This window comes from Enterobacter sp. JUb54 (assembly GCF_014298075.1).
GTDB classification, from domain to species: domain Bacteria; phylum Pseudomonadota; class Gammaproteobacteria; order Enterobacterales; family Enterobacteriaceae; genus Klebsiella; species Klebsiella lignicola.
This window is the reverse complement of record NZ_CP060418.1, coordinates 5,250,873-5,265,615: the sequence shown is the minus strand read 5'-3', so window position 1 is coordinate 5,265,615 and position 14,743 is coordinate 5,250,873. Positions and strand designations below refer to the sequence as shown.

12 protein-coding genes and 1 pseudogene are annotated in these 14,743 nt (G+C 46.7%); 3 read left to right on the top strand and 10 right to left on the bottom strand.

Features of this window, described 5'->3' with window-relative positions:
- Positions 1–20: 20 nt before the first annotated feature.
- The 5 genes and pseudogenes from HF679_RS24520 to HF679_RS24955 form a co-directional block, all read right to left on the bottom strand.
- A complete protein-coding gene (locus HF679_RS24520) occupies positions 21–1,070 on the bottom strand; it encodes a DUF4238 domain-containing protein (RefSeq protein ID WP_187042469.1) in 1,050 nt (349 codons plus the stop codon).
- A gap of 933 nt (positions 1,071–2,003) precedes the next feature.
- Complete coding sequence (locus HF679_RS24515) at positions 2,004–2,237, bottom strand: hypothetical protein (protein ID WP_261802974.1); 234 nt, start codon at positions 2,235–2,237, stop codon at positions 2,004–2,006.
- 132 nt (positions 2,238–2,369) lie between these two features.
- Complete coding sequence (locus tag HF679_RS24510) at positions 2,370–2,573, bottom strand: helix-turn-helix transcriptional regulator (protein ID WP_044695395.1); 204 nt, start codon at positions 2,571–2,573, stop codon at positions 2,370–2,372.
- Between the two features lie 908 nt (positions 2,574–3,481).
- Entirely contained in the window at positions 3,482–3,793 is a 312-nt protein-coding gene (locus HF679_RS24505; RefSeq protein WP_123756868.1) for a hypothetical protein, read from the bottom strand.
- Between the two features lie 479 nt (positions 3,794–4,272).
- Positions 4,273–4,419, bottom strand: a pseudogene (locus tag HF679_RS24955) (hypothetical protein); the annotation flags it as partial.
- Between the two features lie 523 nt (positions 4,420–4,942).
- Between HF679_RS24955 and HF679_RS24500 the strand changes: the two are divergent.
- Both HF679_RS24500 and HF679_RS24495 read left to right on the top strand, forming a co-directional pair.
- Positions 4,943–5,800, top strand: a complete 858-nt coding sequence (locus HF679_RS24500; RefSeq protein WP_187042468.1) for a transcriptional regulator — start codon at positions 4,943–4,945, stop codon at positions 5,798–5,800.
- Entirely contained in the window at positions 5,797–6,276 is a 480-nt protein-coding gene (locus tag HF679_RS24495; RefSeq protein WP_123756866.1) for a hypothetical protein, read from the top strand. The genes HF679_RS24500 and HF679_RS24495 overlap by 4 nt, the downstream gene beginning before the upstream one ends.
- Positions 6,277–6,369: 93 nt before the next feature.
- On the opposite strand, the gene HF679_RS24950 is transcribed toward HF679_RS24495, so the two are convergent.
- The 5 genes from HF679_RS24950 to HF679_RS24470 all read right to left on the bottom strand — a co-directional run bounded on the left by HF679_RS24950 (position 6,370) and on the right by HF679_RS24470 (position 12,733).
- Entirely contained in the window at positions 6,370–6,939 is a 570-nt protein-coding gene (locus HF679_RS24950; protein WP_227540148.1) for a fimbrial protein, read from the bottom strand.
- Positions 6,940–7,377: 438 nt separating this feature from the next.
- On the bottom strand, positions 7,378–9,987 hold the full coding sequence (locus HF679_RS24485) for a fimbria/pilus outer membrane usher protein (protein WP_154145238.1): 2,610 nt from the start codon (positions 9,985–9,987) through the stop codon (positions 7,378–7,380).
- A gap of 41 nt (positions 9,988–10,028) precedes the next feature.
- Entirely contained in the window at positions 10,029–10,706 is a 678-nt protein-coding gene (locus HF679_RS24480) for a molecular chaperone (RefSeq protein WP_123756863.1), read from the bottom strand.
- A 96-nt stretch (positions 10,707–10,802) separates the two neighbouring features.
- A complete protein-coding gene (locus HF679_RS25055) occupies positions 10,803–11,249 on the bottom strand; it encodes a fimbrial protein (protein WP_123756862.1) in 447 nt (148 codons plus the stop codon).
- 800 nt (positions 11,250–12,049) lie between these two features.
- A complete protein-coding gene (locus tag HF679_RS24470; RefSeq protein WP_123756861.1) occupies positions 12,050–12,733 on the bottom strand; it encodes a helix-turn-helix domain-containing protein in 684 nt (227 codons plus the stop codon).
- Between the two features lie 382 nt (positions 12,734–13,115).
- On the opposite strand from HF679_RS24470, the gene HF679_RS24465 reads away from it, so the two are divergent.
- Positions 13,116–14,693, top strand: coding sequence for an arylsulfatase (locus tag HF679_RS24465; protein ID WP_154145239.1), 1,578 nt, complete (start codon positions 13,116–13,118; stop codon positions 14,691–14,693).
- Positions 14,694–14,743 lie beyond the last annotated feature (50 nt).

The following is a 14,743-nucleotide window of genomic DNA, read 5'->3' as shown; positions in this document are numbered from 1 at the left end:
AAACATCAATTTTATACTTTTTAATGACTTAACAAAATATTATCACCAATTAAATCACTCAACATTTCATCAATAAATTCATCAGACAAAAGGTAAGAATTAACACCAATGATTTTTTGAAGTTCATTCATATTATGAATAGGCTCCTTGCAAATAAAAAAATCAGTTGAACATTGTGCTACTATATCGTTTATATTTTCAATATTTGGGTTGTCATCAAGATATTTTGCGCCATACAATATAGAATGTGAATTAATTGGCATATATACTGCTTTTAAATCATCATCTTTTTCATGGAATGGTTTAAATCTACGATCCCCATCAACTTCAAAAATCACGAGACAATCCCCTAATATCAATGATTGCTCAACATTTATTACTTTATAAGTTAGCTTCTTATACTCTTCAATTTTCAAACTTTCATTCAACTCAAGTCCTTTTAAATGTCCTTTTTTAGCGGCCTCAGGAATACCGGATAAAACCATATTTCCAAATAAAGGAATAAGTTGCAATGAAAGTTTATTTGCTATGTCGGGAAGCCAAGCATGAACGTTATTAATCAAAACACCCTTAATATGTGGGTACAAAACTTGTGGAACATTTAACTCATTAAGCTGTTCATTAATCAACCTATCAAATTTTGATGGATCAGAAATGACATTTTTATTTAAATATCTATACAAAGCATCTTTGCTTAAAAGCCTTATTCGCATCTGGTCTATTAGATGAGATGCAGTACTGGTAAAGTTAGAACGTAAATTTTTAGTTCTGATTTCCATATGAAAGACAAAGTCAGACAAACTTCCTATATCATCCATGTTAAATGTACCATTAACTAACTCGCGCACGATTTTTGAATAGATATAAGTTTCCTTTTCAGTTATTTTGTCATCAATTGACGAATCGCCATCGAGAGTATAAAATTTATTTTCCAATCCAATGTTTTCAATTACTATATTTTCTTTTATAAACTCTTTTTTACATAAGCAAGAAAAAAACTTTCCTTCTTTCTCTAATGAAAATCCACGCTGTAAGAATCTAGGGATAAAATGCTGTCTTTTTCCTGCCATCTTTGAATCCTTAAAAAATAACTTTAATTAACTTTATCATATAAGAAATAACATTTTAATATTTTTCGTACAGTAGTACTAGAAATTTAAATTTTAAAGTTTTCGGGTTTTAGATGGCGACTTTCAGTCGTAGTAGTTTTCCGTTAGTAAAACTTAGTTTTTCTTGGAGCATTCCCCCCCCTCCCCCCGTGCGAAAAATGAAAATCGCTAAAGAGATAGAGAAAGGAAAAAAGAATGCTCATTGCGCTTTGATTACTCAAAAAGTATTTAGACCGTTTCCAATCTGATACTCCCCCCCGCGACCCGCGCAAACCCTACCATGATCTTTTAAGCACTTCTCGTTTTACTAAAGAAGCTATAACGCTTTATAAATTTTAGGTAAGGCGATTCAGGCTGACAGCATCGCTCCCGGTTAACCGCTGTCGCAATAACTATAAGATTCACCATCACTTGAGGGACCTTCGTATTCTTATACCTGATACAACAGGTTTTAACGTTATTGCTTTTGAGGATTAAAAAGGATTCTGGAAAGGGTATTTAAAAGACTTGTAAAAAGTTGGGATTTAGATTTGACAAATATAAGTTGATTAGATAATACTTTATTTATATTTGTAATCACGTTCTCGTATAACTGATTACAAGACTTAAAAAAGTCAGCGAAAACTTTTTAAGTCCTTTAAAAGTCAGATTTAACATCTGGCTTTTTTTGTATCTTTTCTTGTTATAGATCTTCTATCTAATTAGTCAATAGAAATATAAAAATATTTTACACAATCATTATTGATTCTGAAATAAATGAAGGCCAGATATATATCTGACCTTTAGTTTGATATGAACTCATTTTTCATAAATGGCCCTAAACGCCCCACAAATCAAATCGAGCTGCCTTATTTTACATATAGGAAATCATAATAACTTGTGTGTGCATGCACATTATATCCATTCTAACTTTTTCAAAATCAATGTACTTATGTTGGCTTTTATCAATACTCTTCTTTGTTTTTTAATAATGTCATCATAAACTGTTTCCATATAATATTTATCAGTAAATAAATCAAAAACTTCGCTGGAAGGCTTTGTTAGAGTTCTCTTCGTAAAACGAGAATATTCCAGTAATGCAGCTAAATCCGCTGAAGTTTGACTTGCATGTTTATTTTCTTTTTTCATTTTTTTCCTTATTTATTTTTTAAGTAAATATCCCCCTACACTTTCATGTATTATTAAAGGGATCGTTATTTTTAAACACAGGTCTATATTTTTATTACTTATAGCCTCCTAACTTCATTTATAAAAATATTATCATGCTGCTTTATTACGAGATGCGTAAATCATTTGGTCGATCCATTCATCGACTTCGCTTTCTACGAACCTTATTGCTCGATCACCTAGTTTTATAGGTGCAGGGAATTGACCACGACTAATCAATCGATAAATCCAAGCTTTACAAAATCCGGTTCTTTCCAACACTTCAGGCATACGGATAAATCTTTTTCTTTCTGTCATACATTTCTCCATTGTTGTTTTGATGGATGCAGTATCCTCAGATCGCTTATGGCGATCAACTATCAAAAAGCACGAATTGTTCAAGAGATGGTGCTTTTTTAGTCAGATCTATGAAGGGTGTTTTGAAAGCAAGCCAGCATAGGCTTAGGAGGTCTTTTGCAAAAAGTGCTATTTTTTTGGCCTATGTAAAATTTTTTAATAAATACTTAATTATCAATTAGTTAATTTATTTATGATTTAATTCCGTACTATCCCCCTTTATAATTCTTGTTTAGCACTTTGAGAAGACTAAGTTAGAGGTAAGATCTTGCATATGGGAAATAGCCTCCGGAACAGAAAGGCTATGTTTCGTGAGTTCAACTCCTCAACGTTAGTAGTATCTAAGATTTTGGCTCTGGAATAAGTAAAATCTGTGCTGACGTTTCTTAGGACCCTTTATTGAACCCTTAATGAATCAAGGCACAAAAATAACAATAAAAATCATATCATTAAGATATAAAGCACAGGGACGCCAGCCCACCAAAATTCTCCATCGGTGATCACCAGAGTCATCCGATGAAGTCCTGAGAGCCCGCACGGCGTAAGCCTGGCGGGCTTTTTTGTGCCTTGAATTTGTCCTGCGAAGTCTAATGCCAACTAATTAAATCCGAACCTTTAGGCACCTTGTTAGGCTCCTCGTTAAGCTTTATTATTTTTGAGGTGCCTAAAACTATGGAAACCCGCAATGGCATGTAAGTATCCCGCATAATCATGCTGTCATACGGGCAGAAAAATCAATCGGGCTTTTCAGCCACCGCAGTGAAGAACAGGACGCTGTAAAAGAGAGTTTTTTGAGAAGAAGCGAAACCGGAGAAACCCCACAGGAAATGTCTATGGGGTGGCATTGATATTATTAAATGGAGTACAAATCAATAGGTGTTACACACAACGCCATTCCCCATAGGGTTACAGGTCGTCGTAGTCATAGTTGGTGCTGCTGATTGCTGTTGAACTGCTTGTTGCTGCTGCATTTGCGCATTAGCCGCATTCAATCCACTAGTAAGCCCCTGCATATCAGCGGCGGCGTAACAAGCCGCCTTATCCCCACTATCACACATTGCCATTACCTGACCAACTGACTTAAAAGCATAACGACTGTTCCACATGCTATTGGGGTCATTTGTACAACCACTGAGTACACCTAAAGAAACTGCAGCTATCATCAATAACTTAACATTCATTTTTATTAACACCTAAGGAATTACCTACACTGTAAATTAATGTAAATCCAAATAATTTGTAAAGTGGTGATCTGGGTCAATATAAAATAGTTAATCACGTTCCATAAGCACGCAATAAAATTATGAATAACAATACAATTACAATATAAATACAATGCCACATACACTGCATGACAGAATACAAGTCAGAAACCGATACTTTCTAACTTGCAACGGTCAGTTTATTTAACCTATAGCTCCATAACACAACCATCAGTTTTTATAAGTTTTTTATAAGCATAGTCTTGCTGCTCTATTATTGATTAATACTCATAGAGCACAAAAAAAAGAACACCCACCCTAAGATGGCTATTACCCACTAAACCATTCAGATCTTATCGGCATTTAAACCCACAACAAAACGATGGCATTTTGCATCATCTTTGGTGCAGAATTTTGGCTTGTTTAAATTAAAGGTAAGCAAACCAGCATGGAAAAATCTAATACAGACCGCCTGACCCTGACCCGAAATCCTGCACTATTCGGAAACAGAACTCTTCCCTGTCCTGGTCACCGGTTTGTTCGCGGGTGAGCATAAAATCAGACGTTACACTTCCACCATCAAACCAGCTGTCCCAGCTTTCGCCCGTGGTGAATTTTTATTCTCATCGGTAGCATTCTACTGGTGCAGGCGATAAAGACGCGTACAAATTTATGTACATTATTACGCTCTGACAAATGATCTTGTCCCCGGTTAGACTCAGCCCCATATATATATACATATAAAAACATTACTAATATATCGCCGCGAGTTTATTTTGCCGACAGACAAATCATTTACCTAAGCAACATTAACACCGCCCCCCCTCTACCACCACCATCCATTAACCAACTAATCCTTATCTGAAATGGTATAGCGGAAATCCCCCGCACTACCCCTAATATTTTTGCATTAATTCCCTACGTATGGTCACGGCGATTCATTTCATTAACATGCCGTTTTCATTTATACAACGTGCATATTCCTAATTTTAGGCTAATGTCGGTACCGTCAGTTTATTCTGTAGATAACTATGTTACTCTGGATGCAATTAATGAAATTTTAACCAGCCCCGCAAACGTTCTTTTTGTTTGGAATTATCTATGCGATAAATTTTTAAAGGTTGTTATATGAATAATTTTACTGAGAGAAGTATGCAATGCATTCTCATTGGTGGGTGTGTAGAGTTTACCCCATACAATCGGATTTTAAAAAACACAAAAACCAATAAAAAATTAAAACTGCATGTCCCGGCGAGCTTGTGCTTTGAGCGATTATTAAGTAATCAAGGGAGTGTCGTTCCTCAGGATACGCTTATTCTTTGTGGTTGGGGTGAGAAAAATACTGCGGTAAGTTCCAATACGTATTATCAGTGCATATTACACCTACGCAAAAATCTCGCACTGGTTGGCCTGGATAATGTGATTGAAACTGTTCCGCGGCATGGCATTATGTTTAACCATAATGCTGAGATAATTTTTAATACTATTACAGAAGAGAAGGAAAAACCGACATTCGGAAATTATGCCAGAGAATCTGATGATGAAAACAAGCCTGCTTATCACTTAGTCAGCACAAAAATCCCGGTACAGGAAGAGAGCAATGATGGATACTTTGCCAGTACTGCAGAAGAAAAAAACACTGGTTCAGGTAAAAAACTGGCGCTTGCCATTATCGCCGGTGTATTCGCAGTGGCATTGCCGCTGATCTTTATGCATCTGCACTCTACTGATGACATCAATGATAAGTATATAAAGCTGGCATCGGATAAATGTACCATTTTTGCCACCGACAACAGGTTCTCGGCTACTGAAATAAAAGGGCTAATGGATAAAGCCGGGTTGCAATGCCTTAATAAGGAAACCGTGTTTTTTACCGCATCGCCGATGCAAAGCCGGTTAAACTTCATTTACTGTACCGTATACGATAAAAATCAGCAGAACTGCCGTTCGGTGACGCTGATAGGAAAAATTAAGGGTGCGCGATGAAAAACAAATCTTGTTATCTTGCTTTGGCAATCACCGCCGGTATCGTCGTTTCAATCTATGCTTACACTCAGATAAAACCAGCGTTTGCATTTACTAAAGAAATGTCATGTCAGAGTCGCCATACTCTGATTCATGACAACTTAACGCTTGATGTCAACTATGGTTTTACATTCGGCAATCACCAGGGGGAGTTGACGATCCATGGCGTTGCTACTGAAAATAATCAACACGCCCAAATACGCCGGATAGTTAGCTTTAGCTATGCTAAAAACAGTGGCGTTTATATATTACACTCTCAGCGGCTCGAATCATTGAGCGGTGACGAGAGTGATGAAAGCAGTGTTAACGCTCATTTCCCGGCTTTTTTCTATGAAACGGGCAAAGATACGCTGGTTAAAATCGAGCGGGATAAATTCAACACCCCCGTTATCTACATGCAGATGATGCCCGTTTTTTATTGTAAGACCTTTAGTTGAGTTTTTCTTCCCAGCACAATGACTTTGTTCTTTTACCCTGCCAGAGGTCCCGTATCCCGACGCGCCATCGGGGCACGGATACTCTGACAGCGCTTACTGGTAGGTAAAGCTGAACGTGGCGGAAGCAGCGACATCGCCCCCTTGTTGTAGCTGTAGATCGCCACCGTTATAGTAATAGTGGGCCTTGAAGGGCAAGGTCTCCGTCTCTTTGGCATCATTAACCACCAGGAAAGTCTGCCCGAGGGTGACGGGATTATTGCCATACATCATCTGTATGCCGACCGAACTGCCGGCGGAGTCGGTGCCGGTGCTCTGATTGGCCAGCACGTCGTTACGACCGGTCATGGTGGTGCCTTCAAACTTCATCGAGACTTTGGTCTGCGGCGTGCAGCTGAGGCCGATATTAAAGTCTTTGCCACCCGGATACCTGCCGGCATTGCTTTTTAACGCTGATGTTTTGACATCTAATAATGTCACGGTCTGGTTGGGATTGGTTACCGAGCAGCCTTTTTCTGGGGTGATTGTGATGGTATTACTAATTGAAAGATGTCTGAATATATTTATATTCCTATCGCTATTACTATGTGTTGCAATAATAGCCAGTGGTTTTGGCAGCGAGAGAACACCTTGTCCGACGTTATTACTTGTCGCATAAAACTGCATATATAGATTTGGTAACACGCCATCTATATAGCAACCTGTTGTATAGCAAACAGGAAAATCAACTGTAATAAAGGGCGACGGGGAGACCCCATACTGACTCCCCCCCACACTCTTAAACAATTTAAACCCTACCCCAGGCACATTTGTCTCGTATACATCAGAATAAGATGAAGGTGTCAATACAGTATTTAGATTTATATATACCTGCGACACATAATTGCACTGATAACCGTTTATATTCCCAGTATAAAATGGCCCGAAGACTTCACTAATGGGGGTGCCTGGCTCTGCCGTTCTTGGCACGGTAATCCCCCCCGTAGCAACGGTTACAGAGTACGAATAAAAAGGAGGAGCACACAACGCAGCCAAAGACACCCCCGGTGCCAATAAAAACAACAACGCTATCCATTTAATTATACGCATCATAAGATCCTTAAATTATAAACACTGCGCCGTCAGGCTGCGTATTCCCGAAGCCACCGCCTCATCAGATACCTGGTATGCCGCGCGGCACTGCTGCCCTGCCCCTTTGCCCCAGCGGACATCCAGCTCGCCCTGCTGCGCCAGCCCCGTCAGATAGACCTGACCGCCGTCGCCCACGATATACCCCTGGTCGGCAGTCTCTCCTGTCCGGGTCACCGTGGCCCCGAACGGCACCGTCTGACCACCGGCGCGGCTCAGCACCATCAGCGCCCTGATCCCGACGCTGGTCTGGTAGTTCGCCTTCACCACCGCCCCGCGGGTCGGGATCACCGTCTGCGACATGATTGCCACCTCGGTATCGTCCCCCAGCGTCTGCGGATCCAGGGTCACCGTATTCCGGCGATACGGGCTGCCGTACGACACCACCGTATAGCCGCGGAAGTCGGTCTTCACGCCGGTCTGGCTGTTCACCGCCACGCCGCTGGCCCCCGGCGCCGCCACCAGCACCACGGTTTCCCCCAGCGGCTGGGACAAGGTAATGCCCTCGCCGTGGGCGACAATCCCGCCCTGCAGGCCGTAGTTCAGACGACGGCTGTATTTGTCATAGCTGTAGCCGCCGTTCACTTCGCCATAGGTCGCCCGCCAGTCGGCATTCAGGCTGCCGCTGTAGCCCTGGCCTTTTGTGCCGTAGCCCTGCTGCACGCCCCAGCTCAGGTTGCCGCCCTCCAGCGCCGTGCCGTTCAGGCCCAGGCTGTGGGTGGTGCTCCCTTTTTTGCTGCTGTTGACCATGTAGCTGGCATACAGCGAACGGCGGTAATCGCGGCTGAACAGCCGGTCCAGCGGGGCGCTGATGTTGAACGAGAACAGGTGGTCGGTACTGCCCGCGTGGCGGCTGCTGTAGCCATCGAGGCCTGAATTGCGGCTGTAGGTGTAGCTCAGCCCGTAACTGATCCCTTCCCAGGAGCTGTTGTAGCCTGCCCCGAGGGATTCCAGTCGTCTGCTGGTGCTCCAGTAATCCTCACGAACCGCGCTCAGCCCCAGGCTGCCCAGGGTTGAGCCCAGGCTCTGGTTGAGGCTGACTTCTGCCCGGTTGCGCCGCCGCTCCTGCACCTGCCAGCTGTATCCCTCGCGTTGGGTGTCCATCACTTCCGCCAGGCTCCAGTAGCCGTTGGTCGCGTAGCGGTAGCCGGCTATCGTAAAGTTGGTTCCGGTGCTCAACACATTCTTGCTGTAACGGGCCCGGAAGGAGCGCCCGTTCTCTTTGGGCTGGTTCTGGCGCTTTGACCAGGCCTGGGTGACGTCAACGGACACCGCCCCCAGCGACCCGAGGTTCTTCCCGGTCCCCAGCGCCAGCGACTGATAAACTGAGGAAAACTGCCCGCCGCCATAGGCGGTAAACCCGGCCGGCAGCCCGTAGATCAGCGTGCCCTGGGTGAAGGGGGTTTTGTCGACCTGGCTGTCATAGGCCCGGTAGACGCCGGAGGTCAGGCTGTATTTCAGGCGCCCCTCGCGCTGCAGCACCGGCAGAGAAGCATAGGGGATCACCATGTTCTGCTCGCTGCCGTCAGACTCTTTGATCGTCACCTGCAAATCACCGCCGGCACCGGTCGGGTACATATCGCTGATTTCAAAGCTGCCGGGAGAGACGTAGGTCTGATAAATGGTGTGGCCGTTCTGGCGGACGGTGACCTGGGCATTGCTCCGGGCGATCCCCCGGATCGACGGCGCATAGCCGCGCAGGCTTTCCGGCAGCATCTCATCATCCGAGGCCAGCTGCCCGCCGCGAAACGGCACGCCGTCGAACACATCGGACGGGCTGGTGCTGTCCCCGAGCAGCAGCTGGCCGCCCAGCGCCTGGATATCACGCTGCAGATAGGTATAGACCGTGTCCCACTTGTTGCTCGTGCTGCCGCCCTGCTGGCTGCTGCGCGACCAGGTGGAGTAGTTGCGCAGGCGCCACGGGCCGATGTTCAGCCCCGGACGCAGGTTGACATACTGGCTGTTGCTGTCCCGTCCCTGGCCGTTGCGGGGGGAGTTGCTGGCCCCGCTGAGGCTGTAGTTGAGCAGCGCGGCAGGAATGCCGTCGTCCCATAAGCGCGGGTCCACCCAGCCACGGGCGGCGTTGCTGACCGCTGACTGGGGAAAACTCAGCAGCAGCTGCTGTTTCGTGAAGCGAAATTCACTGCTGGCCTGCGGTATGGCCGACATCAGAGCGCACTCTGCATCCCCCGCGCCCAGCGCCGGGAACTTGCCGACCAGCACGCCCCACTTTGCGAGGTCGTCCAGCGGGATACAGGGGAGCAGTTTGCTGTGGCCGTCCGGCGCGCTACCGGCGCGGAACTCCACCGTCCGGGTGTCCATTTTTTGATTGTTGAGAAAGATATCGACCCGGTAGTCTCCCGGGGTCTGGCCGCCTTCATCGGCAAACACCGACAGGTCGACAGCCTCCTGGCCTGTGGACCCACGCTCCAGCAGCGCCGGGTTAAAATAGTCCCGGGCAGCGGCATCCGGAATAATGCCGGCCTGCAGAAGCAGCGCCGCGGCGACACACACCGCCCCCTGGGTAAATGTGGTTCTGAGGTGCTGATTGTTCTTGTTGTTTTTGTTGTTCTTGTAGTTATCCATCCCCTGTCTCCTCCATGTGACCGACAAACGAGCGGCGCCGGTTAATGCGGTGCGGTGTGCTCCGGCCCGATGCTGCCGTAGTCATTGATCAGCTTCCAGCTCACGCTCCCGGCGGCGCCCGACGGGGCGGTAAAGGTCGCCTCGCTCATCGGCAGCACGTAGGTGACATCCGCCAGGTCACGCCCGCCGAGCCTGATCTCATAGAAATTCATCACAAACGGCGTCGGGTTAGTGACGGTCACTTTGTTGCCGGCAACGCGCCAGCGCAGCTGGCTGGTCTGTTCTTCAGGCACGCCGGACAGCGCCGCCGGGCGGTAAATCAGCTTGATGCGGTTTTTGACGGCAATCTGCAGGGTGTTGACGTTGTCCTGCTGCGTTCCCCGGGGAATGGCTTTGACGTTGAGCCAGTAGAGGGACTCCCGGTCTTCCGCCAGGCTGCCGCCGGCGCGGACGATACGCAGGACGCTCTGCTGGTTACCGTCGAGGCGAAACAGCGGCGGGGTAATGATAAACGGCGCCTTTTCGGCGCTGTCTTCCCGGACATCCGCCCAGGACTGCACCAGATAGGGTTCAGGGGAAGAGCTGGTGACGCTCAGCGAGGCCTCTTTGCGGCTGCCGTCATAAATCACACGCGTGCCGCCCACGGTAATGCCACCAGCCGACGCCAGCTGCCCGCCCAATACGGCAGAAAGCGCCAGAGCTTTAATCCAGATATTCATAACGTCGGGGACTCCGTTGCTTAGCAGAAGATGGACCGACGGACGCCGGTCCACAGCACCACGCTCGCGGACCAGACAGGGTCCACGAGACGGGGATTAGTTGTAGATGAGGGTGAAATTAGTGGAGGTATCTGCCGGGCCGGCGGTGACGGTAGCGCTTGTGGACTGGTAACGAGCATTAAACTCGAGATCGTTCGTACCCACAGCCAGGGTATATGCTGCTGATGTGGCTCTCGGCCGAACGATCGTGTTATTAGCATCAGCAATCAAAATGCCGACACCGGTCGCCACTCCCGCCACAGCATTCGGAGCCAGAAGACTAGCATCGTCTGGATGAGGGGCATTCTCGAACTTCACCTTGACCGTTTTGGCGCTGGCCGGGCAGCTGGTCAGGTTAATCTTAAAAGGTGAGATGGATGACTGCGCGCCTTTTGTTCCACCGAATGTGGATACCGCGACCTCCCCCAACGTCACAGTCAGAGGGTTAGTGGTATTATTGGTTACGGTGCAGGACTCACCCGTAATTTTACCTCTAAATTGAATTTATCCGTCATAAGCCAGCGCAGATGCAGATAAAGACCCCGCAATAATCGCCGCTGCAATAATACTTAATTTTTTCATTTTATTTTCCCTTGCTAATAATTGAGGGTCACGCCCTCGATATCACTATGATTTCGCACCGGCGTTGAACACTGAATTTATCTTTTTTATTTTTATTAAAATCCACGATATTATTTAAACCACTTCTTAAGTTATCTTATTTACAGCAATATTAAATCACATCTTGTTGATATTTAAAGAAAATAACATCATCAAACAAACTCAGTGACGGTTCCATACATTATTTTACCTACGCTGAAAAAGATGCAATATGAAGCAGAGCCGCAGGCTAAGCCAACATACAAAAACCCATTATGGCAATTTGCTTTTGTTTAAGCCGACGACTGGCACATTTCCAATGGCGGATTATTCAGCCATTTATCAGACTTTGTCTGTGATATCCCAGCAGCGCACGGTTATTCCCGGCACTTCTGTTCCCGGTAATTCCCTTCACTGCGTTCCACATTTTGTTAAGAAGAAAGACCAGTACAGTCTGCGCAGCAGTTTCGCCGCGCGACCCGGGCGGCCAGGCACAACGATGCGTTTACGGTATTAAAGGACAGGAAACGTTACCCACCCGACGCAGGAAAACATTTCAAATATGAATGGGATAGGGTTGGTTGCGGTGGCACAGAAGCACGACGTTTACATTACAACTACACCTTAAAAAACGAATTAAACAGCCGAAAGAACAGGAAAAACCGCTGTCCCCCTCAGCAATTACGGTGCTGAGCCCGTAGGCGTCAGTATTTTTCAGGCAACTCTTTTAAAATCGAATCCAGCTTTCCGTTGCGCACGTCAATATAGCCGCCATCTTTTAAGTCAGCGAGAATCTGGAATAAATAGCTGCGCGATATTTTGGTGCGTTTCAGAATAAACCCCGCCAGGCTGTCGTCATGTAAGATGCCTTCATCCTGTTGAATTTGATAGCGGTAGATCATGGAACGAATCACATTATAACGATTGCTAAAATTTCGCTCATTATAAGAATCCAGCAGCATCACCAGGGTAAATCCGGTCATTTTAATCAGATAGCTAAACTGCGCTTTTTGGGTAAACCTCTCGACAAAATCATCATAGTGCAGGGTCGCAATTTTGCTGTCCTGCTTGGCGACGTACTGCAGAGAGACGGATGAACCAAACGACTCCACCAGCCCGAGAACCATGCCCCGCACGGCTTTCCCGACGCGGAAAGGTTCTTCATGAGCCACCGTGATGCTCTCATGCTCCGGGAACGTAGGTTGCTGCATGTTGATCGCCAGCACCCCGCTCAGTACGACAATAATCTCGCCGTTTTCAATTCTGAAAATCTCGCCGCTTTTAATTATCCGGGTATTATCAGGCGTCGCGACAGATTTAATAATCGACTCATCCTGAGTAATAATTTTTTTATACTCAGAAATAATAGCAGAGTACTTTATTTTCATTTTTCGGCGCCTCTTATATACACTCTCCGCAGGTTAACATCACTTTTCCTCTATTGAAAGCGCAGCGCTGGCGCGATCCCACAACTCCAAAATAAATACTGAATCCGTAAACGGACTGTCGTCTGGTTAAAATCATCTCTTCGCACTAGAGTCTGCTTCACACTTTCATGTTCTGATTGCATTTACGCAATTCTGCAAATTGCATCACCCACAATGAAATTTCGAATTCGCATCACATTGTAAAAAATTCATGATCGGATGAGTGGTGGGTAACTCATTGATAGTCTATATGTAATGTAACTAAATCCTTACATTTGTAACATCAAATACTACAAGCCGTTTTCTATACGTCATCTGTTTTACCGTCGAAGGAACCTTGCCAATGCCAAAAAATGTCCCGTTTAAACGCACGATGCTGGCCAGTATGCTTACGCTAGCTTCAGGTGCCGTAACGTCTGCCTATGCAGCGCCGGCAACCGCCCCCCAAAAACAAGATAACGCCAAGCCCAACATCGTCGTGATTTTTGGCGATGACATCGGTTACTGGAACATCAGTACCTATAACGGCGGCACGATGGGGTATCAAACCCCAAACATCGATAAGCTGGCCTCTGAAGGTGCAAAATTCACCTCTTACTACGCTGAGCAGAGTTCTACTGCTGGCCGTTCTTCCTTCATTACCGGGCAGATGCCGTTCCGTACCGGGATGAGTAAAGTCGGTATGCCTGGTGCGCCACAGGGCCTGCAGAAAGAAGACCCGACGATTGCTAACATCCTGAAGCAACTGGGTTATGCCACCGGTCAGTTTGGTAAAAACCACCTCGGTGACCGCGATGAGTTCCTGCCTACCGCCCACGGTTTCGATGAGTTCCTCGGCAACCTGTATCACCTGAACGCTGAAGAAGAGCCAGAGAACCCGGATTATCCGAAAGACCCGGCCTTCCGTAAGCAATTTGGCCCGCGCGGCGTCATTAAGAGCACCGCGGACGGCAAGATTGAAGATACCGGTCCGTTGACTATTAAGCGTATGGGTACCGTCGACGAAGAGACTCTGGCGGCCAACAACGACTTTATGGAACGTCAGGTGAAAGCGGGTAAACCGTTCTTTACCTGGTTCAACACCACCCGTATGCACAACAAAACCCACCTGAAAGACGCCAGCATCGGCGTGACCGGTCTGGGGACATACGCCGACGGCATGGTTGAGCACGATAAGATGGTCGGTGAAGTGCTGCAGAAGATTAAAGATCTCGGCATTGAAGACAACACCATCGTCGTTTACACCACCGATAACGGCCCGATGACCGCCACCTGGCCTGATGCCGGTGAAACGCCATTCCGCGGCGAGAAGAACACCGGCTGGGAAGGCGGCTTCCGCGTACCGGCAATGGTTCGCTGGCCGGGCCATATCAAACCAGGCACCGTGATTAACGGCATGTTCGGTTCCAATGACTGGTTCCCAACGCTGGTTGCCGCCGCGGGTGAGCCGAACATCAAGCAGGAACTGCTGAAAGGCTACAAAACCCCATCCATCACCTACAAGGTTCACCTGGATGGTTACAACCAGCTCGATTACCTGATGGGTAAAGGCAAAGATCAGCGTAACGAATTCTTCTACTGGAGTGATGACGGCGATCTGCTGGCGATGCGTATGGGTCGCTGGAAAATCCACTTCATGATCCAGGAACATGAAGGTCTGGATCTATGGCGTTATCCGTTCACCAAACTGCGTGCGCCGTTGATTTTCGATCTGGATGTTGATCCACTCGAGAAAGCCGACAAAGGGATGGGCTACCAGTCCTGGTTCTACGATCGTATGTTCCTGATGGGCGGCGCAGCTGCTGAAGCGAAGAAAATGCTGGAAACCTTCAAAGAGTTCCCACCGCGCCAGAAACCAGGTTCATTCACCGTGTCTGACGCTTCAGCCATGCTGGAGAACAGTGCAAGCGGTAACAAATAATTTGTCGTTAACATGAGGCACTAACCTCATTAACAGAGCGGATTGCACCA